Genomic DNA, 19992 nt, shown 5'->3' with positions numbered 1-19992 from the left:
GTGATTTATTTTACTATAAAATAAAGAAACCCTCATAATAGAAGGTTTCTTATGAAAGGCTGAAGACTCGCTGTGTGATCGTTGGGAGAATAATTTCGATTGTCGTTCCTTCATTTACTTCACTATCAATCGTTAATTGACCATTATGGCTTTCAATAATTTTATAACACGTCATAAGACCGAGACCCGTTCCCTTTTCCTTTGTTGTATAAAAGGGTTCACCGAGGGTCGGAATTCGGTCCTTTGGAATACCAATTCCTTGGTCGGTAATTTGGATAGAAATTTTCCCTTCTCCCTTTGCCTTCACCTTTACATCTATATTCCCGCCGCTAGGCATGGCTTCTATGGCGTTCTTTAGCAGATTTAAAAAAACCTGCTTTAATTGGTTTTCCTCACAGCTTATCTTGGGTAAATTGCATTCAAATTCTACGAAGATTTGGACATTGTTTAAGATGGATTGCGTATTAATTAAGGTCACAACATCTTTAATTAATTCCTTAACATCTTTTTCGGCAAATACAGCAGCGGTTGGTTTTGCGAGTACAAGGAATTCTCCGACGATGTTATTGATTCGGTCAAGCTCTGATAACACAATATCATAGTATTCACCCTGATTTGTCTCGCTTTTGAATAATTGAATGAAGCCTTTTATAGAGGTAAGTGGATTCCGGATTTCATGGGCTATACCTGCAGCCATTTGACCAAGAAGCGCCAATTTTTCAGATTTTTGCAGGAGTTGTTCGGTTTGTTCTTTTCGTTTTGTGATATCATTTCCGATTGACAAGACTGCTTCTTTTCCGCCATATGTAATGAACATGGATGAGCCTTCAAATACAAATACCGAACCATCCAATTTTATAAATTTGTATTCAATATTATTTAATGGCTGTTTTTCTTTTTTTACTTGATTGAGGCGTTCTATTAATCGTTCCTTATATTCTGGAAGAACATAATTATAAATAGAAGTACCAATTACGTCTTCCTTCTGCTTTGCACCAATCATCGTCAGGGCTTCCTTATTTACATAGATGACCTTATTATCTTGGTGAATAATGACTGATTTTGGCAATGAATCTATTAATTGTCTATAGCTTTCTTCACTATCACGCGCTTTATTTCCAAAGAAACGTACCCGGTCATATTGCCACCCAACCAGCCAGGCAATCCCTGTAAAAATAAAAAAGTCTACTGTAAAAAAACGTTCATGCTCAACAATGGTTTGGAAGCTGGAAAACAGCACTGAAATTAAGATTAGGGTAATTTGACCTATTCTATTCATACATTTTCCTCTAAATATCTAGATTTGCTAATATCATATCACGAATGGCAAAAAAATTGATAGATAATTAGGTCAACAGGCTTATTTATATTGTTGGGGTAGTGAAAAACAAAAGTTTCGATGGACAACAGCCTGTAACAGTAGAAAAACCCCCTGATGGAGGTTTATTCAAGTCCCGGTCTTTACGGTTCCTTTAATAGGAATCCTTTTCTGCTGTTGTGTTAAAAAGAAAAACACACCAAGAAGCACGAGCAGTCCACCGGCAATTTGCCAGCTGGCAAGGTGTTCATTTAATAAAATGACTGCCAAAATCGTCGCACCCACTGGTTCACCTAAAATGCTCATTGATATGGTTGTAGCATTAACATAGTTTAAGAGCCAGTTATTGATGATGTGACTGATTGTCGGAACGGTTGCAAGCAAAAGGAAAATTCCCCATTCCTTGGCTGGATAGCCACTAAATGCAACACTTGTACTAAGGTTATAGATTGATAGAACGATGGCGGCAATGAAAAACACACTAAAACTATAAATCCAATGCGAAACTTTTTTTACGATACTTTGACCGATCATTAAGTAAACGACGACGGCAATGACACTTAAGAAGGAAAGGATATCGCCAAGAATGGCGTCCTGACTCAAAGCAAAGTCGCCCCAGCCAATCATCATCGCACCAATGATCGCAATTCCCATCGTCATCAATGCGGAACCTGTTGTTCTTTCCTTAAAAAAGAAGTAACCGCCAATCAAAGACACAATCGGCTGCAGGGCAAGTATGATGGTAGAGCTAGCGACAGTGGTTAATTTTAACGAACCGAACCAAAGGACAAAATGCAGTGCTAAAAACAGACCTGAAAAAAATAAAAAGACCCAATCATTTCTTGTTATTTTTTTAAATTCTTCGCGGTTTTTCCAGACGATCGGAAGCATTAATAGACTTGCAAATATCATGCGATACATACTTAAAACGGAAGCAGGTGCGTGAGACCATTTTACAAAAATGGCTGAGAACGATATCGCTATAATTGAAATCGTAAGCGGTAAGACTATAGATCTGGAATTATCTTGATGGTTCATTTCTTTCCTCTTTTCTTGATAGATAACTGTTTGAAATATATAAATCTTACCATAAATATGGCAGTGGTGTTACTAACAAAACTCTCCAAATGGAAAAAACGTCAAGCCCTTGGGGTTTGACGTTTTTTAACAGCATTTAATTTTTTGTGGACAGCTCTTGAACACGGTTTTGTTTCGATTCCAATGAGTCCTTGAACCGTTTGATTCGCAGCATTGCTTCTTGGAGTTGTTCCATAGAAGTGGCATAGGAGCATCTGATATACCCCTCGCCGCTCTCGCCAAACGCACTGCCAGGAACAACGGCTACTTTTTCTGCTAGTAAAAGCTCTTCCGCAAATTGTTCTGAGGTCATGCCAGTACTTTTAATAGAAGGGAAGACATAGAATGCTCCGCCTGGCGTGTGACAGTCCAACCCGATATTGTTTAACGATTGAACGATGTAATTGCGTCTTCTGCGGTAACTTCTTCTCATGCTTTCCACTTCGTGATACGTATTTCGTAAAGCCTCAATCGCACCGTGCTGCAGCATATGTGGTGCACACATCGTCGTGTATTGTAGAATTTTTACCATTTGCTCCGTAAATGGCTTAGGAGCGGCTAAGAAACCTAGTCGCCAGCCTGTCATCGCAAATCCTTTGGAGAAGCCGTTAATTAAGATGGTTCGGTCGTACATGCCCTCGATGGAGGCGAAGCTTGTATATTCCTCATCATAGGTTAATTCCGCATAGATTTCATCGGAGACGACGAGTAAGTCGTGTTTTACTACCACCGATGCAATTTTTGTAAGTTCCTCTTTGTTTAAATAGGTGCCGGTCGGATTATTTGGTGAACATAGTAAAATGGCTTTTGTTTTACTCGTAATGGCATTTTCAATTTGTTCCGGTGTCAGCTTGAACCCATTACTGTGATGAGTTGAAACCGGTATTGGCACACCTCCTGCCAAGGTAACTAACGGGGCATAGGAAACGAATGCCGGTTCAATAATCAGTACTTCGTCACCAGGATTTAGGATCGCACGGAAGGTCAGGTCAATCGCTTGGCTGGCACCGGCCGTTACAATTACTTGGTCGACAGGATTATACTGTACGCCAAACCGCTTGTTTAAGTAGCCTGAGATTTCCTGTCTTAATTCAAGTAAGCCTGGATTCGCAGTGTAAGAAGTGTAGCCCTCTTCTAAAGATAAAATCGCTGCTTCCCGAATGCTCCACGGCGTGATGAAATCTGGTTCCCCGACACCTAGGGAAATGACGCCCTTAATAGAGGCAGCAAGGTCAAAAAACTTCCTGATTCCAGATGGCTTAAGTTCCTTCACCATTTCAGATAAATAATGTTGGTGGTCTTTCATCATGGTGAAACCACCATCCGACGATCACGATCATTGTTTTCACCAAAGATGACACCATCATGCTTGTATTTTTTTAACATGAAATGAGTGGTTGTGGAAATAACATTATCAATTGTCGACAGCTTTTCTGAAACAAAGCTAGCGATCTCACTCATTGTTTTCCCTTCAATCGTGATGGATAAATCATATGCACCAGACATGAGATAAAGAGACGTAACCTCAGGAAAACGGTAGATTCTTTCCGCTACATCATCAAAGCCAACTCCGCGTTTCGGGGTCACCTTTACATCAATCATCGCGACGATATTTTCCTTGCCAACTACCTTGCTCCAATCAATCAAAGCTGGGTAACTTACAATGATCTTCTCATCCTCCAACTTCTTAATAATCGCCGTAACATCCTCCACACTCGAATTCACCATCAACGCAATATCTTCCACAGGAATCCTATGATTCTCCTCCAGAATCGAAAGAACCTCCAACTCCTCACCAGACAACCTCATCCTAAATCCTCCTCATAACGTTCAAAATTTAATATTACTATAATACATCATAGTTAGAATAAATAAAATATTTTCTGGTGGTTGATTGATGGTAGATAGTTGTTGGTGCCTGTCACCACCCGTGGACACTGTCCACCTGAGGCGGACAGTTTTAGGCGTGTATTTGTTTCGGAATGCAGAATAGTTGGTTTTGTCCCCAGAATAGAATAAGTGATGGAGAAGGGTAACTTTGCTGTGAGTGGCTGTTTATTGATCATAATGGGGTGTATATCATGAAGAATTACTCTCTATCTTTTCTTCTTCTACTGTTAATACTTGTACTTTTAGCGGGGTGTGGTGATGATAAGGAGGAGGTTGTGGCTGGCGGCGGAACAGGTCCTTCATCACCTGTGGTAAATAATGCCAACGATTCACCTATTGTCGAAGACCCTACAAAGATACCTGTGATTGAGGTTCCCAGGGAGGGAGCACCAACAGGACCATTCGCACAAGGGAATGATACAGGTGGTCTAGAGGAGCCGGTTGATCAAAAAGCGGTTATGTTTCTAGTGGAAGAGTACCTAGTTAACTTTGAAAAAGCCGTAAATGATGGAGCTTTCGTTTATATTTCGCATTTACTCGATCCAGAAAGTGAGTTGTATGCAGAGCAAATCGATTATGTTTTAGAAATGTACGACAGGCAAATTACAGAGCAAATCATCAATTACCAAATTGGAATACCAGTTAAGGTGGCAGAAGATACTTATGAAGTCACAGTCCAAGAGACCTATGCCATTCACTACGGAAGTGAAGGAAGAGAAGAAGTCAAAAACTTCGAGAACATTTATACAGTAAAATGGTTTGACGCCGTTTGGTTAATTCATAATTTGATCGTGACTGTTATAGAGTAGATGTTGTTTTGGTTTTTGGTGGTGCCTGTCACCAACTGTGTTTTGATGGAACACAAAAAAAGGGTTTTAGCACATGTGTTGTGCTGAAAACCCTTTTTTTATTAATCATTTTTTATGAGGTAACGAAGGAGTGCAGCGAGTCCGGCGCCATGTTTGAATTCTCCGCTGTTTATCAGCTGCTTTAACTCCTTCATTTCAATTGTATGTAAGTCTATTTGTTCGGTGGCTTCCAGCTGCTGCTCTTTTTTTATCAGGTCGGTTGCAGCAAAAAGGAAAATTTGTTCACTCGTGGACCCAGGTGAGGGATAAACACTGCCAAGATCTATCCAGTTCTTTGCCTGGAAGCCAGTTTCTTCCTCAAGTTCTCTTTTGGCGGCGGATAGCGGTTCTTTGTCGCCAGGGTCAATGGCTCCTGCAGGTAATTCCCATTGCCATTCCTTTACTGCATGACGATATTGCCTGATACAAATGACTTTCCCGTCCTCCGTTATCGGCAAAATACAAACACCCTTTGAAAAGTTCACATAAGAGAAATGCATATCTGTTTGGTTTGGCAGGGTTACATCCTCCTGAACAATTTCAAATCGGTCGACTTGGTCTTTTTGAACTTTGTTAATTTTCCACTCCACTAAGCAACACCTCATCTATTATGTCTAATCTATTTATTTTTACCTATATATGGAGGGGAATCAAGAAAAAAACAAAGTAGATTCCTTAATTTTTTATATTTATATGTTGGGAAGGATTTACCTTGAAGAAACCCGCCATTCCTAATGCCAGCAAGATACCGATTAAATCAAATCCAACATCAAAAGCCCTGCCTCCCCGAGTGAAATATAACTGAAGAAATTCTGTTAAAGAGGCAAAGGCGGCAGTTACAATTAAAATCATACATGTAGATTTATATTTGACTAACAATAGAAGTGTAAGAACTTGAAACACAATGATATGGCCGAGTTTTTGCAACAGAAAACCCTTGCTTAGGTGATAGGGGAGTGGTGACAGGAAATCAGAAAATGTTGGGTGAGCGTCCCAACGAAACCTCAGCACACCCAGTTGGAGTAAATCCTGAAAACTGGAGACACAAGTAAAGATCAAAATAACTGCACACCAAACAAAAATAAACAAACTTCGCATATTCGCGGCCCCCTTTTTCAACCACAGTTTGAACGATTGAAAGAAGTTTCATACATAAATGAATGTATAAATGGTACAATTTGCATAAATGGTGACAGGCACCAAAATAAGGAGGTTTTATTATGGCAGTTAAGAAGTTGGAGCATGTTGGTGTGATGGTGAGTGATTTGGAGGTTTCGATTGGTTTTTATGAGAATGTATTAGGCTTGGATCTGCTGGATAGGTTTGCAGCGAATGAAACGACGGATTTAGCTTTTTTAGGAGACCGCGCAAGTGGACAGGTTATTGTTGAACTTATTTGTGGGAAGGATAATCGTTTTCCTGATGAAGGGAAGGTTCATCATATTGCCTTTACGGTGGACCGTATTGAGGAAGAAATTGAACGTCTTAGAGGTTTGAAGGTACATTTCACAAATGATGAAGTTTCTACTTTGGCAAATGGAAGCAAGTATATTTTCTTTAAGGGCCCAGATGGGGAGACTCTGGAGTTATTTCAGCCTGCGTCTTAATTACCAATGAATAAAAGTGCAAGGGAGGGGAGCAGATGAGGGTTGCAGCGTTAGAGACAGAGAGAGTTAGTGATTTTGTGGCTTATTGTAAGAAGCATAGATCAGAGGTTGATGACTCCTACTTGTATGATTTTGAATTAAGGGAGTTTACGGTAGATGATGAAAATCCTACATATCTTGCGATAAATCATCAGGATGAAATAATCGGGGTGGCTTCACTGGTCATGGATGATTATCATAAACGTGGAAAAAGGGCCCGGTTTCGGATATTTCATTGCGAAACTAAAGATATACAATGCTACCGGCAGCTGCTAGAGGCAGTTTTAAAACATACGACTGACCTAGATAAAGTTTTTCTGTTTATCCCAGTAGTTAATAAAAAATTAATTGAGATGGTTGAGGGATTGAAGTTTTCTGTGGAAAGATATGCTTTCCTGCTTGTAAGAGAGGACCTGGATGTACCAGTAGTCGAACTACCCGAAGGCTGCGAACTTAGATCCTTCCGTCCAGGCCAGGATGAAGAAAATTGGTTAACGGTACGAAATGCTGCTTTTTCAACACTAAAAGGCAGTGAAACACCTCTTACGACTGAGGGTGTAAAAAAGCTGCTAACCGATGATGATTATCTTGAAGGCGGCATGATGATCCTATTCGATCAGGAAAAACCGGTAGGAGTGATTAGAGGAGCCGATGATGAATATGATGAGGCACCTATTATGAACATTGGACCTGTCGCCATTTTGCCTGAGTATCAAGGCCGCGGATTAGGTAGAAGCCTGTTGAGAGCTTCATTACGGTTTGCCAAGGAAAAAGGATATAAACGCACCATCCTTAGTGTGAACGGAGAGAATGAGCGGGCACAGGCGCTGTATATTCAAGAGGGCTTTAAACAAGTAGAGGCGGTTGTCTGTTATCAATATTTTTTAAAATAACCAAAAGTGAAAAAGGCGTTTTCTCATTTGCAAAAGGGAAAATGCCTTTTTTCTATTAAAACTAGTTTATTCTTGTTAATAATTATTTATTTTAGTACGTTCCACATCCCTTGAAATTCCATATGCTTTAGTAATAAGGGGTGAAATGTAATGAAAAAAGACCAATTTGACGCAGAAACACTAAAGCACATAAGGAGCAGACTGGATACTGTTTATGCCATTGCCAAGAAAAATTACAATGACAACCCTGAATTGATGGACACAATCGAGAGTTTAGCTCAAATAGCCATTATGTTTACCACTATTAAACTACAAGAGGTTAACGAGCACGAAGAAACCGCTAGCCCTCAGGGGTACATCCTTTCAAAACTGTCACACTCGTACTCGAGAATGACAGAGTATGAAAAACAAAAGATAAAAGACTTTCCAGAGTGGAAACTGTAAGAAGCCAGTCCTAAGTGAGAAGTCCACAGCATAACAAAAGAGAAGTGCCAAAAAGCACTTCTCTTTTTACGTGATTCATTTTATTGGTGCCTGTCACCACTCGTGGACACTGTCCACCTCAGGTATACATTTGGTGTTTTAGTGGTGACAGGCACCGCTGATTGTTAGAATAACACTGTCTTTACTTGGTTTGGTTTTAACGGCAAGATAAGGTGATTATTTTCTAAGTTAAGTGGTGCAATTGGTTTTTCGTTTAGGTTTGCTTCAAATGCATGTTCGACTGAAAGGTTTACGGTATAAGAGCCGTGACCTTCCGTTTCTGTAGGATTGAAGAATCTTAGGACGAAACGATCTTCTTTTTCTGCTTTTTTCAGTGTGCTCAGTACCGCAGTGCTGTTTGTTTCTTGTAAGAAACTAAAGCTCAATGGTGCTTTGATACCAGATGGATTCAGCTTCATCGCATTATGCGGTATTTTATTATAAGTCTGAATTGGTGTTGTAAATTCCTTTGCGATTCTGCCAATGTTTGCAGTTGTTGTAGAGCCTTTGTGTGTTGTAATCGCAAAGTCGAGTTTTACTAATCCCAGCATTTGTGAGTCAGGTGTGGGCAGTTTAATTCCAGATGGACGACCTGGTCTTCTTAGCATTTCTTCTTTTCCTAGTACGCCAACGCTTCGGAATAGGGTGATTGCGATGGTATCGTATTTTTCCCCAACAATTTCAAATTCACGAGTGCTGTTGGTTAATACACTCATTCCATGCTCATGATCTGATAATCCTGCAAAGGAAAGCATTGGAAAAATAGAATCTGGGCGTTCATCCCAATCTTGTTCTTTCCAGTAATCCATTGCGGAATCATAAACATCACGCTTAATGAAGCCGAATTGATTGTCTGATACTGAGAAGGAAGACGCGATTCCTGTAGGAATCAGGGTGCGAAGACGATGGTCCTTCGCTTGATTATCAATTTCTGCCTCAATCTTAATGATTGGCTGATGGTTTGGAATCATTACTTTCCAATGAACCTCCACAAAACGGTCAACTTTATTGATTTTGCGCTTCTCAAGATCCCCAGGTACATCAAGCTTAACAAGGATATCGATTCGTGCTTCATATCCATTCTGCGCAACCTTCACTTCTGCTTCAACATTATCACTATAAAAAAGTGTTTCATCTGCTAATGGTGAGAAGTCATATTCGTCACCATCGTCGCCGCCATTTTCTAAGCGCAGCACTTGGTCAAATTCCCTATTCAATTGCTTGTCCCAAATTTTCAACGTTCCATTTGGATTGACGGAAACCGAATAAAATTCTGTGTCAACTGTATTCTTTTCAATAAGGGTATTCCCCATATTGCTCTTTGCATCCACAACAAAGTATGTCTTATACCCCATCGCTGGTATTGAATCCTGTAATTGAACAGTATATTGGAAAAATGGATCATAGTTACCGTAGTGAACAATTTGACGGTCGATTAAGCCTGGATCCATGATTTCTTTGTTCAGTACCTCAAACGGAATACGATTACCTTCTGCATCCTCTAATGTGAATGAATTCAACTTTGTAATTACCGTAGTGGTAACCACATCTTTACGTTCATATGGCAGGAGGTTAAATGCAGTTAACCGATCCTCAGTACGTTCAGTGTCAATTGAATCCGTGATTTTACGCTTATAGTGTTCAATAAGCTGATCAGTTTTTTCTTCTGCAAGAAAGAAGCGGTTCATGATTTCACGATGAACTTTATCGGAGCAGCAGCAGCCAATACTGTCATGGGCATGGTTTTTCATGATTTCCTTCCAAATCAACTCAATCAAACCATGATGATATTCAAATCCTAAGGAATATGCAATTGCCGCTAATGGCTCCAATACATTGGTGATTTTATTTTCAATTCGTGTGTTCGCTGCTTTAATATCCATTCTTGTTGAGTAGATACTTCTGTGAACACGCATGTATTTTCCGTCTAAAAATTCGCCTTGAAGGGTAGGCAAGGCTTGATTCTTTTCCAGTTCAGCAAAGACATTCTCATATTTGCTCAGAAAAAATTCGCGGTCTGGATATAGCTTTTGGAGTTTTTCCATGATCGTAAAAATGTTCTTTTGAATTGGCATTTGATCGTGACCGTTTGGCAGGATGATGTTCTCTGTGGTAGCCCCACGGTCGAGAACGGTAAAGTATTTGTTGATGCGTTCCTGGAGTTTTTCTTCATCTTCAGGAAGATACTTACCAATCGCATAGCCAAGTGGAAACAATTGGACGAGGACCTTTGAGCCATCATCGCTTGTCCAGTAAAATTCAGTTTTATTTGTGCCGTGACGTTCAGAAGTACCACGCCAGAAAATCGAATACTTAATGTCGAAGCCATTCAGGATTTGCGGCATTTGTGATGATTGACCGAAGGAGTCCGGTAAGTACCCTATCATCATTGGCTCTCCGAACTCTTCTGTATCTTTTAACCCATAAAGAAGATTACGAACGATGGATTCTCCGCCAACGACCATTTCATCGGTTTGAGTATACCATGGACCAATGATCAGTTTTCCGGCTTGGACGAGCTTACGAACTCGCTCTTTGTTTTCCGGCTTTACTGCGAAATAGTCTTCAAGAATCGACGTTTGACCGTCTAAAACATAATAAGGATAATCTGGGTTGTTCTCGAGCATTTCAAGGATTTCTTCCATATTATTAACCAGCAAGATTCGAGATTCTTCGGTTGAAAAATACCACTCTCTGTCCCAATGCATATGGGGTACGATATGAACTTTTTTCATGATGTCCTCCAAATATGATAGGTACCTAAGGTCCAACCTTAGGTACCATAAATTTTCCAAACATTACGCTGCTTTTTTAGTAATAGTACCTTCTTGTTTTTCTTTTTTCAGTTTACTTTTTCTCGTTGCGATTAACAGAAACATTGAAATGGCTGCCCCGATTAATGCGGCTCCTAGCCAGATGCTTGCTGCTAACAGGATTGGCTGACCTTGTAATAGTGCTAAGGAGAAAATCCCTGCACCTGGAACATTTAATCCGAGGTTAAAATAAGCTACAATTGCACCTGTTACGGCAGAACCTGCAATTAATGAAGGGATTACCCGTAATGGGTCGTTAATCATAAATGGAATAGCACCCTCGGTGATACCTGCTAAACCAAGTAGCCATGTTTGTTTTCCGATTTCTTGTTCTTGTTTTGTAAAGTACTTTTTACCGATAATAGTCGCACCTGTTACACCGAAAGCAGAAACCATTTTAACGGAAGCGAATGTTGCGTAAGGAATAAAGTTTCCGCTTGCCATTGCCGCAATACAGAAGGTGTAAGCGGCCTTGTTAACTGGACCGCCCAAGTCGAATGAAACCATCGCACCAATAATGGCTCCTAAAAGAATGGCATTTCTACCTGATAAGCCGCCTAGAAATTCCACTAAGCTTTGGTTTAACCAGGCAAGTGGTTCACCAACCACGAATAACATGATCGAACCAACGACAAGTGTACCAACAACTGGGTATACCCAGAAACTAATGAATCCTGCAAATGTTCCTTTTGGCTGGATCTTTTTCTTTAAAAACTTTAAGAAGAAACCGGCTAAGAAACCGCCGAGCATACCGCCAAGGAAACCTGAGCCAATCAAGTTTGCTGCCACACCGGCTGCGAAACCAGGTCCGAGTGCCGGTTTATCCGCGATGGAGTATGCCATGTAAGCTGCTAATATTGGGACCAACAGCTGGCCGAGAAGTCCGCCGCCAAGTTGTCTTAATAACCATAACCATGAACCTTCTTCTGCATATACTTCTTGAAGGCCGAACGCCTGTGAAATTAGCACGGCAGCTGCTAAGGTCATACCACCGGCCACGATGACCGGGATAATATAAGAAATACCTGTTAAAATCGAGTCTTTAACTTCCGCTTTAAATGATTTTTCTCCTGTTTCATCTGCTCCGGATGCAGTAGCTTGCTCTGGATTATATTCTTTCTTCGGTGTCTTTTCCGCTTTATCTAATGCTTCACGGATTAAACTTGTTGCATTACGCAGTGGAGCTGCCACCGATGTTTTTATCTTTGGCAGGTGTGCGAAACGCTCTTCATTTTTGACTGCAACATCAACGGCAAAAATAACCGCGTCGGCTTTTTTCAATAGGTCCGTTGTATGGCGATCCTCGATGCCGTTTGCCCCTTGCTTTTCAACATATACGTCGACTCCCAGTTCTTTACCTGCTTTTACGAGTGCCTCTGCCGCCATATAAGTATGCGCGATGCCAGCAGGACATGCGGTAATACCGATAACGGTTTTATTCAATTTGTTCCCTGCTTTTGTTTCTTTTTCTACTTCTACCTTATCTAATGATTCATATAATTCGGTATTGGTTTTTGCATTTAAAAGTCTATTTTTATACGCTTCGTTTGATAATCTTGTAACAAATTCCGAAAGTAATTGAAGATGGGTAGAGCCTGCTTCCGTTTCTGGAATCGCCAATAAGATAATCAATTGTACCTGATTATTTGGATCAATGCTTTCCCAGTCCGTTAACGGTTTTTTCAGGGTTGCGATTGCAAATGATGCTTCCTTGACCGTTGTGGATTTTCCATGTGGGATGGCAAGACCGCCTTCAAAACCTGTTGGAGAAAGTTTTTCTCTATCTAAAACAGCTTTTAAAAATTCTTCTTGAGAATGTATTTTACCAGCTTCACCCAGCTGTTTGATCAAATACTGAATTGCCTCATGTTTAGATTCAAAGACATTTCCAGTACTGACTAAGCTTGGTGAGGTAAGTGTTTGTAGTTGCATTTTGTTTACCTCCATCTATTTGAAAGTGTTTTCATTTCACGGATTTATCGTAACAAAAAAAAAACAAGAAGAACGATTCTTCTTATTTTTACACAATAGTTATAAAATTAACCGGTTTCATGTGTATAAGTACACATTTTTAAAAGTGGTCCCAGTAAACTTGCGATAATGTCTGTAAGACAATCATAACTGGTGTTCGATCAGTTATATTGTATCCATTTTTAATTTTTTTGGGTGCAAAGCAGTATAGATTGACAGCTGCAGCTTCTTGGAGTGAATTCTTTGTAAAATGCGTTAAGGATATGATTGGAATTTCGCTTTGTTTTGCTTTTTCAGCCATTTCAAGCACCTGAGGAGTTTCACCTGATAAGCTGATTAAAAACAAAACGTCATGTTGATTCATTTGATCGAGCATATAGAGCATTTCATGGCGATGGATGTGATGTTCTGAGTGTTTCCCGGCAACTCGTAAATTTCGAACCATCATTTCGCAGAAATCTGCGGTGTCGCCAACACCAAAGAAGAGGACATGCTTTGAATCATGCAGCATTTTTGCAGTCATTTCAATTCTTTCCATATCAATAAGTTCAAAGGTTTTTTGGATAAAATAATAGGAACTATCTTCGTTAGGAGCTTTAGTTGAATCGAGTTCTTCTTTAATACTGTTTTTGAGGTGTGAGAAACCATCATACCCCAGCTTTTTTGATAATCTTGTTATTGTGTTGGGAACAGTATACAGATCAGCGGCAATACTTTGAATCGATTTATTCACGAATTCATGCTTGTTTTCGAGAATATAGTCAATAATTTGGTCATCCGTATCATTTAATTTATATTCAAACTTATGTACACGTTCTTCAAATTGCATATATTTTTCACCCCGATATTTACCTTCGTACTATTATAACAAACAATCAAGTGATTTCACTAAGGGGTGCGGGAGGGATTAACAATGAAAATTTTAGTAGCGGTGGATTCCTTAAAGGGAAGCCTATCATCAATAGAAGCAAATAAAGCAATTGCCGAAGGACTTTTGAAGGCCAATCCAGATTTTTCTGTTCAGTCATTGCCTGTCGCGGATGGGGGCGAAGGAACAGTGGAGGCGCTAGTTTATGCAACGGGTGGTCAGTTTGTGGACAGTGTTGTAACCGGTCCATTAGGTCAGCCGGTAAGGGCGAGGTACGGTATTTTAGGGGATAAGATGACCGCGGTGATTGAGGTTGCGGAAGCCTGCGGATTGCCATTATTACCGAAAGAAGAGCGCAATCCACTTCTCACTACCACCTATGGTGTAGGTCAGTTAATTTTGGATGCAATTGAAAAGGGCTGCCGTGATTTTATCATTGGACTCGGGGGAAGTGCGACCAATGATGCTGGGGTCGGTATGCTTCAAGCCCTTGGATATCAGTTTTTTACGAAAGCAGGGGAGCTTGTAGGACATGGGGGAGCCGCTCTTAAGGAGATTTCAAGAATCGATCCCGCGCATGTTCTGGAAAAGGTAAAAGCTGCTAAATTCCGTGTTGCGTGTGATGTTAATAACCCGCTATATGGATTGAATGGGGCTGCCTATATTTATGGACCACAAAAAGGGGCTACTCCTGAAATGGTTACAGAGCTAGATGAAGGTCTCAGAAATTTTGCTAATGTCGTATTGGAACAGCAAGGTACAGACTTGCAGTCGATTTCAGGGGCAGGAGCAGCCGGTGGATTGGGGAGCGCTTTTGCTGGGTTCTTGGAGGCAGAGTTAGAATCAGGTGTTGAGTTGATACTTGAGCTTGCACGTTTCGAGGAGCAGCTTCAAGGCGTGGACCTCGTGATCACAGGGGAAGGAAAACTGGATGGGCAAACCTCGATGGGAAAAGCACCAGCAGGAATCGCACTCTTAGCTAAACAGCACAGAATCCCTGTCATTGCCCTAGCTGGTGACATCACAGAAGGAAATCCGAGCCTGCATGAATCGGGCATCACCGCCTATTTCACAATCGTAGGTGGACCCATCAGCCTAGAAAAAGCTATGAATCCGGAGACAACCCGGACAAACCTAAAAAGAACGGGAGAACAAATCGGCAGAGTATTACAATTGTTCTAAGTGGTGCCTGTCACCGCTCGTGGACACAGTCCACCTGAGGCGGAATGTATTACGCGCGAATTTCTCCAAAATGCAGGGTGGTTTGTCCCCAGAATAGTTAACGATCACGAAGAAGCCATCCTAAAAAATGTAATAGGGAGTAAAAAAGATTATAAGAACGTGGGAATTCCAAATCGGAATTCCTTTTTTGCTATAAAAGAAGGAACTCATGAAGGCTTGTAAAGACTATCCCCTATAGGAGTTGTAATCGTTTCCTAAAGGAAAAGGAAAAGAATTAATTTTTATTTTCACTAGAATGAATATAGAATTCAAGTTGTAAAGGATAACGTTATCTTCTGTAAGGGTTTCCAGTGGAAGAATCCCATTACTAATAAAACAACAAGATGGAAGGTGAAGTGTTGGAAATCAAATCATTGATTAATGAAGACTTGATTGAGTTAAATTTGGTAGCGTCTACCCAATTAGAAGTGATTTCTCAATTAGCTTCTTTACTCGGACAACAAGGAAGAATTAAATCTGTGCCTGCGTTTATTGAGGGTGTATTAGAAAGAGAATCAGAATTTTCAACTGGTTTTGGCAATGGCTTTGCGATTCCCCACTGTAAAAGCGATACCGTCGAAACAGCGAGTATCATTATTGGGAAAACATCAAATGGCGTAGAATGGAATTCATTAGATGATAAGCCTGTTACTTTCATCATCATGCTTGCCATTCCGGCGGCTGAAGGTGGAACCACACATTTGCAAATTCTAGCTGCTCTATCAGGAAAATTAATGGACGATGAGTTTCGCAATCAGCTCATGAACGCTGCTCAACCTGAACAAATTTTGAACTTATTAGATGGAGTTATTACTCAAAAAACAAACTAAAAAAAGGTGGACTTTATCATGAATATTATTGCAATTACAGCATGCCCAGCAGGAGTAGCACATACAAATATGGCCGCAGCGGCTTTAGAAATGACAGCAAAAAAAATGGGTCACAAAATTAAAGTAGAAAAACAAGGCGCGATGGGAATTGAAAATTCTATTTCAGCCAAAGATGTTGCAGGTGCACAGGTTCTTATTTTAGCCGTTGATACAGCAATTGCAAAATCAGATCGTTTTAGTGAAATCCCAACTCTTAAAGTTCCTGTTGCAGAAGCAGTGAAGAATCCACAAGCTTTAATCAATAAAGCACTTGAGCTTGTAAAATAATCAAAGAGGAGATATCAACGATGAAAAAAATCCTTGAAGAAGCTAAAACACATTTAATGACGGGTGTTTCCTATATGTTACCGTTTGTTGTTGCCGGGGGATTACTCTTAACACTTGGTCTTTTACTAGGTGGCGGCGAACAGGAAACAGGTTTTGCTAAAAAAGCGGTTGAAACAGGAGTTCTAGTTTTCTCCTTAATGGTTCCGGTAATGGCGGGGTATATGTCTTATTCAATCGCAGATCGACCAGGTATTGCTCCAGGTATGGTCGGCGGATTAATTGCAAATGAAATCGGTGCCGGATTTTTAGGCGGGATTGTGGCCGGTTTCCTTGCTGGTTATATTGTTAACTTATTGAAGAAAATTCCAATGCACTCATATTTAGCAGCTCTAAAACCAATTATTGTCATTCCACTATTAGGTGTTGGTATTGTTTCCTTATTGATTTATATCATAGGTCAGCCAATTGCCCTTGCTTCTAAAGGTTTAGAAGGATGGTTAACATCAATGAGCGGTGGAAATTTATTAATCCTTGGCTTAATTATTGGTGCTATGATGGCGGTTGATATGGGCGGTCCTATTAATAAGGTTGCGTTTGCTTTCTGTGTTGGGATGTTAAATGAAGGTATTTATGCTCCAATGGCGGCATGTTGGATTGGTATTATGACACCGCCAATCGGACTAGCTCTTGCAACAAGACTTGCTCCTAAGAAATTTACAGTTGGAGAAAGAATGAGTGCACTTCCTACAACCATTATGGGCGCAACAGGCATTACCGAAGGTGCGATTCCTTTTGCAGTAGGTGCTCCACTACAAGTTATTCCATCTATTGTTGTTGGGTCAGCAGTAGGCGGTGCATTAGCACTTGTACTTGGTGCCGAAGCTCCTGTACCTAGTGGTGGAGTATTCATTATTCCTTTCTTCATTAAGCCAGTAATGTTCTTAATTGCCTTTGCAGTGGGCATTGTTGTAACGGCATTAATGACAGTACTCTTAAAAAAGAATATCGAAGAAGAAGAAGTAGCTTACACTCAAGAAGCTGTATAAACTTATAAACTAATTTTCCATGAGGGTACTGTTACAGGACCCTCATTCTCTTTATAAATAACAAAAAACTGGTTCTGGAGGATTTTACTATGAAATTTCATGTTATCTCTCATACACATTGGGATCGAGAGTGGCACCAAACCTATCAGCAATACCGTGTGAAATTAATCCGCTTTATTGACGAATTACTTGAACTTTTAGAAACGACCCCAGCCTATACTTCCTTTTTATTAGATGGACAAACGATTGTCTTAGAAGATTATTTGGAAATCAAACCAAAAAATCGCGATCGAATTAGCAGGCTTGTAAAAGAAGGACGTCTAGTCATTGGACCTTGGTACATCCAGCCTGATGAATTTACCCCAAGTGGAGAGTCACTTGTACGGAATTTGTTAATTGGTCAACAAATTGGTGATGAGTTTGGTCCTTCGATGCAAATTGGATATTTGCCTGATTCCTTTGGCCAAGCGGCACAAATTCCACAGGTGTTAAGCGGTTTTGGTATGAATTATGCTTTATTTTGGCGTGGGATTACCAATGAGGAAACCGAAAAGATCGATTTCTGGTGGGTGGGACCAGACGGATCGAAGGTACTGGCAACCCATCTGCCATTAGGTTATGGAAATGGGCGTATGCTTTCAACCGATTTTAAACAAAATTTAGAAATCATTGATGAGAACCATGACAAATTAAAAGAGATGGTCACTTCTTCAAACATGTTATTAATGTGCGGATTCGACCAAAGGAGTGCTAACAAAGATCTTCCTGAGATTATCGCTGAGCTAAATCGTCATTATGCTGAACATGGAAGTGATTTCGAGGTAAGACTAAGCAAATTGCAGGATTATCTTGAAGAAGTTGAACGGGCAGCGGAAAATCTCGACAGCCTTTCTGGTGAATTTAGAAAGGGTAAAAATATGCGCGTCCATGTCAGCATTGCCTCGACACGTTTAGACTTGAAAAAGAAAAATTTTGAGGTTCAAAATTTATATGAAAAATATGTTGAGCCGTTAAACTCTGTATCATTTCTACTTGGAGACCATTATGATAATGACATTATTAACAAGGGCTGGAAGTACATGATGCAAAATCATGCCCATGATTCCATTTGTAATGTCTGTACCGATGCCACCCATCAAGAAATGGATATGAGGTATGAATTTGCCAAGCAGATTGGTGAGGCGGTTCAGAAAACAGCTACAGAAGACTTATTGGGGAAAATTAACTTCCGAGATGAAGGGATTCCGCTCGTGGTCTTCAATACGCTTGGGAAAAAGAGAAAGAATCTTGCTGAGGCAACCCTTCATTTAACGTCAAAAGAATTTACTCTGGTTGACACAAAAGGCAATGGAGTTCCTTATCAGATTCTAGAAACAAAAGAAGAGAATTTAAATGATAAACAAATCGAAATTGGTGTAAAAAATGAAGATCAATTTGTGTTTACGACAAAAATTAAATTTGCTGCAGAAGTAGACGGCTTTGGTTTTAGTACCTACTACGTGAAAGAAAAGGCACCAATTGCCAATACGTATGCGGATGTATTCCAGAATGGCACATTTTTCAACGAGTTTATGGAAGTGAGCATTGAAAAAAATGGGTCACTCACGATTAAAGAAAAATCGGGTGCAATTTTTCAAGGGTTAAATGTTTTTGAAGAGGGAGGAAATGCAGGTGATGAATATGATTTCTCACCACCACGTAAAGATGTTCTGATTACCACCAAAGAAGCCGCACCTGAAATAAAGGTAATTCATAACGGACCTATTTATGCGACTGTTAAGATTACGTATCATTTAGAATTCCCGATTGATACAGATGTCAATGGACGTTCAGAAGAAAGGCAAGCTTCTACCATTGAAACGTATGTAAGTGTTAATCGTTATGAAGATCGTGTTGATATTCAAACCATCATTGACAATACCGTGAAAAACCATCGTATCCGAGCTCTATTCGATACAGGTCTCAAAACGAAGACACATATTGCTGATCAGCAATTTGGGACCATTCTTCGTGATAACTACTTAGAACAGGTTGAATACTGGGAGCGGGAAAACTGGGAAGAAAAATATTATCCGATTTACCCACAGCAGAAATTTGTTGATGTTTCGGATGATCAAAAAGGAATCGCAATTCTAAATAAAGGGTTGCCTCAATACGAGATTTTACATGGTGAAAAGCCAACCATTGCAGTAACCCTTCTTGCGGGAACCGATTACATGGGTAAGCAGGATTTAGTGGACCGTCCTGGAAGACGTTCAGGATTACATGTGGAAACACCGGATAGTCTATTACTTGGTAAACATGAAATGAACTATTCAATTGTGGCCCATGCAGGTAATGAAATCGAGTCTAATGTAGCAAGTAAAGCCAATGAATTCACTACTCCATTTGTGACAGTTCCGGTTAATGAGAAGTCAGAATCTGCATCATTAGGGGACCAATCAACGTTCATACTGCTTGATAACACTGGTTTGGCACTAAGTGCTGTTAAAAAGTCTGAGAATAATGATAGTTTATTAGTTCGATTTTACAATACAACCAATCAACCTATTGCCTCAGCAAAAATCGAAGTCAATCAAGCATTTTTCAAGAATATTATTCTTGTTAATTTGAATGAAACTCTGCTACCTGAAACTGACAAGAGAATACAAATTGAGAACAATGAAATTAACTTGAAAGACATTAAGCCAAACGAAATCTTTAGTTTTCAATTATCTTGAAATGTGAGGAGGTCCCCCTAGAGTTCTTGGGGGAATCTCTT

General features: G+C 40.1%; 18 protein-coding genes. 9 read left to right on the top strand and 9 right to left on the bottom strand.

Translation table 11 applies throughout. The annotated features are described in order from the left end of the window. Nucleotides 1-49: 49 nt before the first annotated feature. The 4 genes from ACIQAA_RS07685 to ACIQAA_RS07670 all read right to left on the bottom strand — a co-directional run bounded on the left by ACIQAA_RS07685 (nucleotide 50) and on the right by ACIQAA_RS07670 (nucleotide 4204). On the bottom strand, nucleotides 50-1279 hold the full coding sequence (locus ACIQAA_RS07685) for an ATP-binding protein (RefSeq protein ID WP_402617240.1): 1230 nt from the start codon (nucleotides 1277-1279) through the stop codon (nucleotides 50-52). Between the two features lie 168 nt (nucleotides 1280-1447). Further along, nucleotides 1448-2356, bottom strand: coding sequence for a DMT family transporter (locus ACIQAA_RS07680; protein WP_402617237.1), 909 nt, complete (start codon nucleotides 2354-2356; stop codon nucleotides 1448-1450). Nucleotides 2357-2492: 136 nt separating this feature from the next. Next, entirely contained in the window at nucleotides 2493-3704 is a 1212-nt protein-coding gene (locus ACIQAA_RS07675) for an aminotransferase (RefSeq protein ID WP_402617234.1), read from the bottom strand. Continuing rightward, nucleotides 3701-4204, bottom strand: a complete 504-nt coding sequence (locus ACIQAA_RS07670) for an Lrp/AsnC family transcriptional regulator (protein WP_402617232.1) — start codon at nucleotides 4202-4204, stop codon at nucleotides 3701-3703. Before ACIQAA_RS07670 ends, ACIQAA_RS07675 begins: the two co-directional genes overlap by 4 nt. A 272-nt stretch (nucleotides 4205-4476) precedes the next feature. Here ACIQAA_RS07670 and ACIQAA_RS07665 point away from each other — a divergent pair, with 272 nt between their 5' ends. Further along, nucleotides 4477-5094 (top strand): TcaA NTF2-like domain-containing protein, encoded by a 618-nt coding sequence (locus tag ACIQAA_RS07665; protein WP_402617229.1) that lies wholly within the window; start codon nucleotides 4477-4479, stop codon nucleotides 5092-5094. A 101-nt stretch (nucleotides 5095-5195) separates the two neighbouring features. Here the strand turns inward: ACIQAA_RS07665 and ACIQAA_RS07660 are convergent, their stop codons facing one another. Then, on the bottom strand, nucleotides 5196-5723 hold the full coding sequence (locus ACIQAA_RS07660) for an NUDIX hydrolase (protein WP_402617226.1): 528 nt from the start codon (nucleotides 5721-5723) through the stop codon (nucleotides 5196-5198). Between the two features lie 85 nt (nucleotides 5724-5808). After that, nucleotides 5809-6231: a VanZ family protein gene (locus tag ACIQAA_RS07655; protein WP_402617223.1), complete on the bottom strand. Its 423-nt coding sequence runs from the start codon at nucleotides 6229-6231 to the stop codon at nucleotides 5809-5811. Between the two features lie 122 nt (nucleotides 6232-6353). On the opposite strand from ACIQAA_RS07655, the gene ACIQAA_RS07650 reads away from it, so the two are divergent. From ACIQAA_RS07650 to ACIQAA_RS07640, 3 genes are all read left to right on the top strand, one after another. Next, a complete protein-coding gene (locus ACIQAA_RS07650) occupies nucleotides 6354-6740 on the top strand; it encodes a VOC family protein (RefSeq protein ID WP_402617220.1) in 387 nt (128 codons plus the stop codon). Nucleotides 6741-6775: 35 nt separating this feature from the next. Next, nucleotides 6776-7672 (top strand): GNAT family N-acetyltransferase, encoded by an 897-nt coding sequence (locus ACIQAA_RS07645; protein ID WP_402617217.1) that lies wholly within the window; start codon nucleotides 6776-6778, stop codon nucleotides 7670-7672. A gap of 150 nt (nucleotides 7673-7822) precedes the next feature. Continuing rightward, entirely contained in the window at nucleotides 7823-8116 is a 294-nt protein-coding gene (locus ACIQAA_RS07640) for a hypothetical protein (protein WP_402617214.1), read from the top strand. Nucleotides 8117-8280: 164 nt separating this feature from the next. Here the strand turns inward: ACIQAA_RS07640 and mngB are convergent, their stop codons facing one another. From mngB to ACIQAA_RS07625, 3 genes are all read right to left on the bottom strand, one after another. Next, entirely contained in the window at nucleotides 8281-10890 is a 2610-nt protein-coding gene (mngB, locus tag ACIQAA_RS07635; RefSeq protein ID WP_402617211.1) for a mannosylglycerate hydrolase, read from the bottom strand. Between the two features lie 63 nt (nucleotides 10891-10953). Next, the gene (mngA, locus tag ACIQAA_RS07630) at nucleotides 10954-12900 is read right to left on the bottom strand and encodes a PTS 2-O-a-mannosyl-D-glycerate transporter subunit IIABC (protein WP_402617209.1); all 1947 of its coding nucleotides are present in this window, start codon (nucleotides 12898-12900) and stop codon (nucleotides 10954-10956) included. Between the two features lie 139 nt (nucleotides 12901-13039). Continuing rightward, entirely contained in the window at nucleotides 13040-13768 is a 729-nt protein-coding gene (locus ACIQAA_RS07625) for a MurR/RpiR family transcriptional regulator (protein WP_402617207.1), read from the bottom strand. Nucleotides 13769-13852: 84 nt separating this feature from the next. Here ACIQAA_RS07625 and ACIQAA_RS07620 point away from each other — a divergent pair, with 84 nt between their 5' ends. The 5 genes from ACIQAA_RS07620 to ACIQAA_RS07600 all read left to right on the top strand — a co-directional run bounded on the left by ACIQAA_RS07620 (nucleotide 13853) and on the right by ACIQAA_RS07600 (nucleotide 19951). Continuing rightward, entirely contained in the window at nucleotides 13853-14989 is a 1137-nt protein-coding gene (locus ACIQAA_RS07620; protein WP_402617205.1) for a glycerate kinase family protein, read from the top strand. 398 nt (nucleotides 14990-15387) lie between these two features. Then, entirely contained in the window at nucleotides 15388-15858 is a 471-nt protein-coding gene (locus ACIQAA_RS07615) for a PTS sugar transporter subunit IIA (RefSeq protein WP_402617203.1), read from the top strand. 18 nt (nucleotides 15859-15876) lie between these two features. Then, nucleotides 15877-16185 (top strand): PTS fructose transporter subunit IIB, encoded by a 309-nt coding sequence (locus tag ACIQAA_RS07610; RefSeq protein ID WP_402617201.1) that lies wholly within the window; start codon nucleotides 15877-15879, stop codon nucleotides 16183-16185. A 20-nt stretch (nucleotides 16186-16205) separates the two neighbouring features. After that, nucleotides 16206-17231, top strand: coding sequence for a PTS fructose transporter subunit IIC (locus ACIQAA_RS07605; protein WP_402617198.1), 1026 nt, complete (start codon nucleotides 16206-16208; stop codon nucleotides 17229-17231). A gap of 89 nt (nucleotides 17232-17320) precedes the next feature. Further along, entirely contained in the window at nucleotides 17321-19951 is a 2631-nt protein-coding gene (locus ACIQAA_RS07600) for a glycoside hydrolase family 38 N-terminal domain-containing protein (protein WP_402617195.1), read from the top strand. The last annotated feature ends 41 nt before the right edge of the window (nucleotides 19952-19992 follow it).

The sequence above is a fragment of the Neobacillus sp. NPDC093182 genome (assembly GCF_044754045.1).
The sequence above is the reverse complement of the archived record's forward strand: the minus strand, read 5'-3'. Positions and strand labels throughout refer to the sequence as shown.

What these genes read in the sequence shown, in the direction of transcription:
- ACIQAA_RS07685 (WP_402617240.1), bottom strand. Translation starts at nt 1,279, where the DNA reads ATGAATAGAATAGGTCAAATTACCCTAATCTTAATTTCAGTGCTGTTT.
- ACIQAA_RS07680 (WP_402617237.1), bottom strand. Translation starts at nt 2,356, where the DNA reads ATGAACCATCAAGATAATTCCAGATCTATAGTCTTACCGCTTACGATT.
- ACIQAA_RS07675 (WP_402617234.1), bottom strand. Translation starts at nt 3,704, where the DNA reads ATGATGAAAGACCACCAACATTATTTATCTGAAATGGTGAAGGAACTT.
- ACIQAA_RS07670 (WP_402617232.1), bottom strand. Translation starts at nt 4,204, where the DNA reads ATGAGGTTGTCTGGTGAGGAGTTGGAGGTTCTTTCGATTCTGGAGGAG.
- ACIQAA_RS07665 (WP_402617229.1), top strand. Translation starts at nt 4,477, where the DNA reads ATGAAGAATTACTCTCTATCTTTTCTTCTTCTACTGTTAATACTTGTA.
- ACIQAA_RS07655 (WP_402617223.1), bottom strand. Translation starts at nt 6,231, where the DNA reads ATGCGAAGTTTGTTTATTTTTGTTTGGTGTGCAGTTATTTTGATCTTT.
- ACIQAA_RS07650 (WP_402617220.1), top strand. Translation starts at nt 6,354, where the DNA reads ATGGCAGTTAAGAAGTTGGAGCATGTTGGTGTGATGGTGAGTGATTTG.
- ACIQAA_RS07645 (WP_402617217.1), top strand. Translation starts at nt 6,776, where the DNA reads ATGAGGGTTGCAGCGTTAGAGACAGAGAGAGTTAGTGATTTTGTGGCT.
- ACIQAA_RS07640 (WP_402617214.1), top strand. Translation starts at nt 7,823, where the DNA reads ATGAAAAAAGACCAATTTGACGCAGAAACACTAAAGCACATAAGGAGC.
- mngB (WP_402617211.1), bottom strand. Translation starts at nt 10,890, where the DNA reads ATGAAAAAAGTTCATATCGTACCCCATATGCATTGGGACAGAGAGTGG.
- mngA (WP_402617209.1), bottom strand. Translation starts at nt 12,900, where the DNA reads ATGCAACTACAAACACTTACCTCACCAAGCTTAGTCAGTACTGGAAAT.
- ACIQAA_RS07625 (WP_402617207.1), bottom strand. Translation starts at nt 13,768, where the DNA reads ATGCAATTTGAAGAACGTGTACATAAGTTTGAATATAAATTAAATGAT.
- ACIQAA_RS07620 (WP_402617205.1), top strand. Translation starts at nt 13,853, where the DNA reads ATGAAAATTTTAGTAGCGGTGGATTCCTTAAAGGGAAGCCTATCATCA.
- ACIQAA_RS07610 (WP_402617201.1), top strand. Translation starts at nt 15,877, where the DNA reads ATGAATATTATTGCAATTACAGCATGCCCAGCAGGAGTAGCACATACA.
- ACIQAA_RS07605 (WP_402617198.1), top strand. Translation starts at nt 16,206, where the DNA reads ATGAAAAAAATCCTTGAAGAAGCTAAAACACATTTAATGACGGGTGTT.
- ACIQAA_RS07600 (WP_402617195.1), top strand. Translation starts at nt 17,321, where the DNA reads ATGAAATTTCATGTTATCTCTCATACACATTGGGATCGAGAGTGGCAC.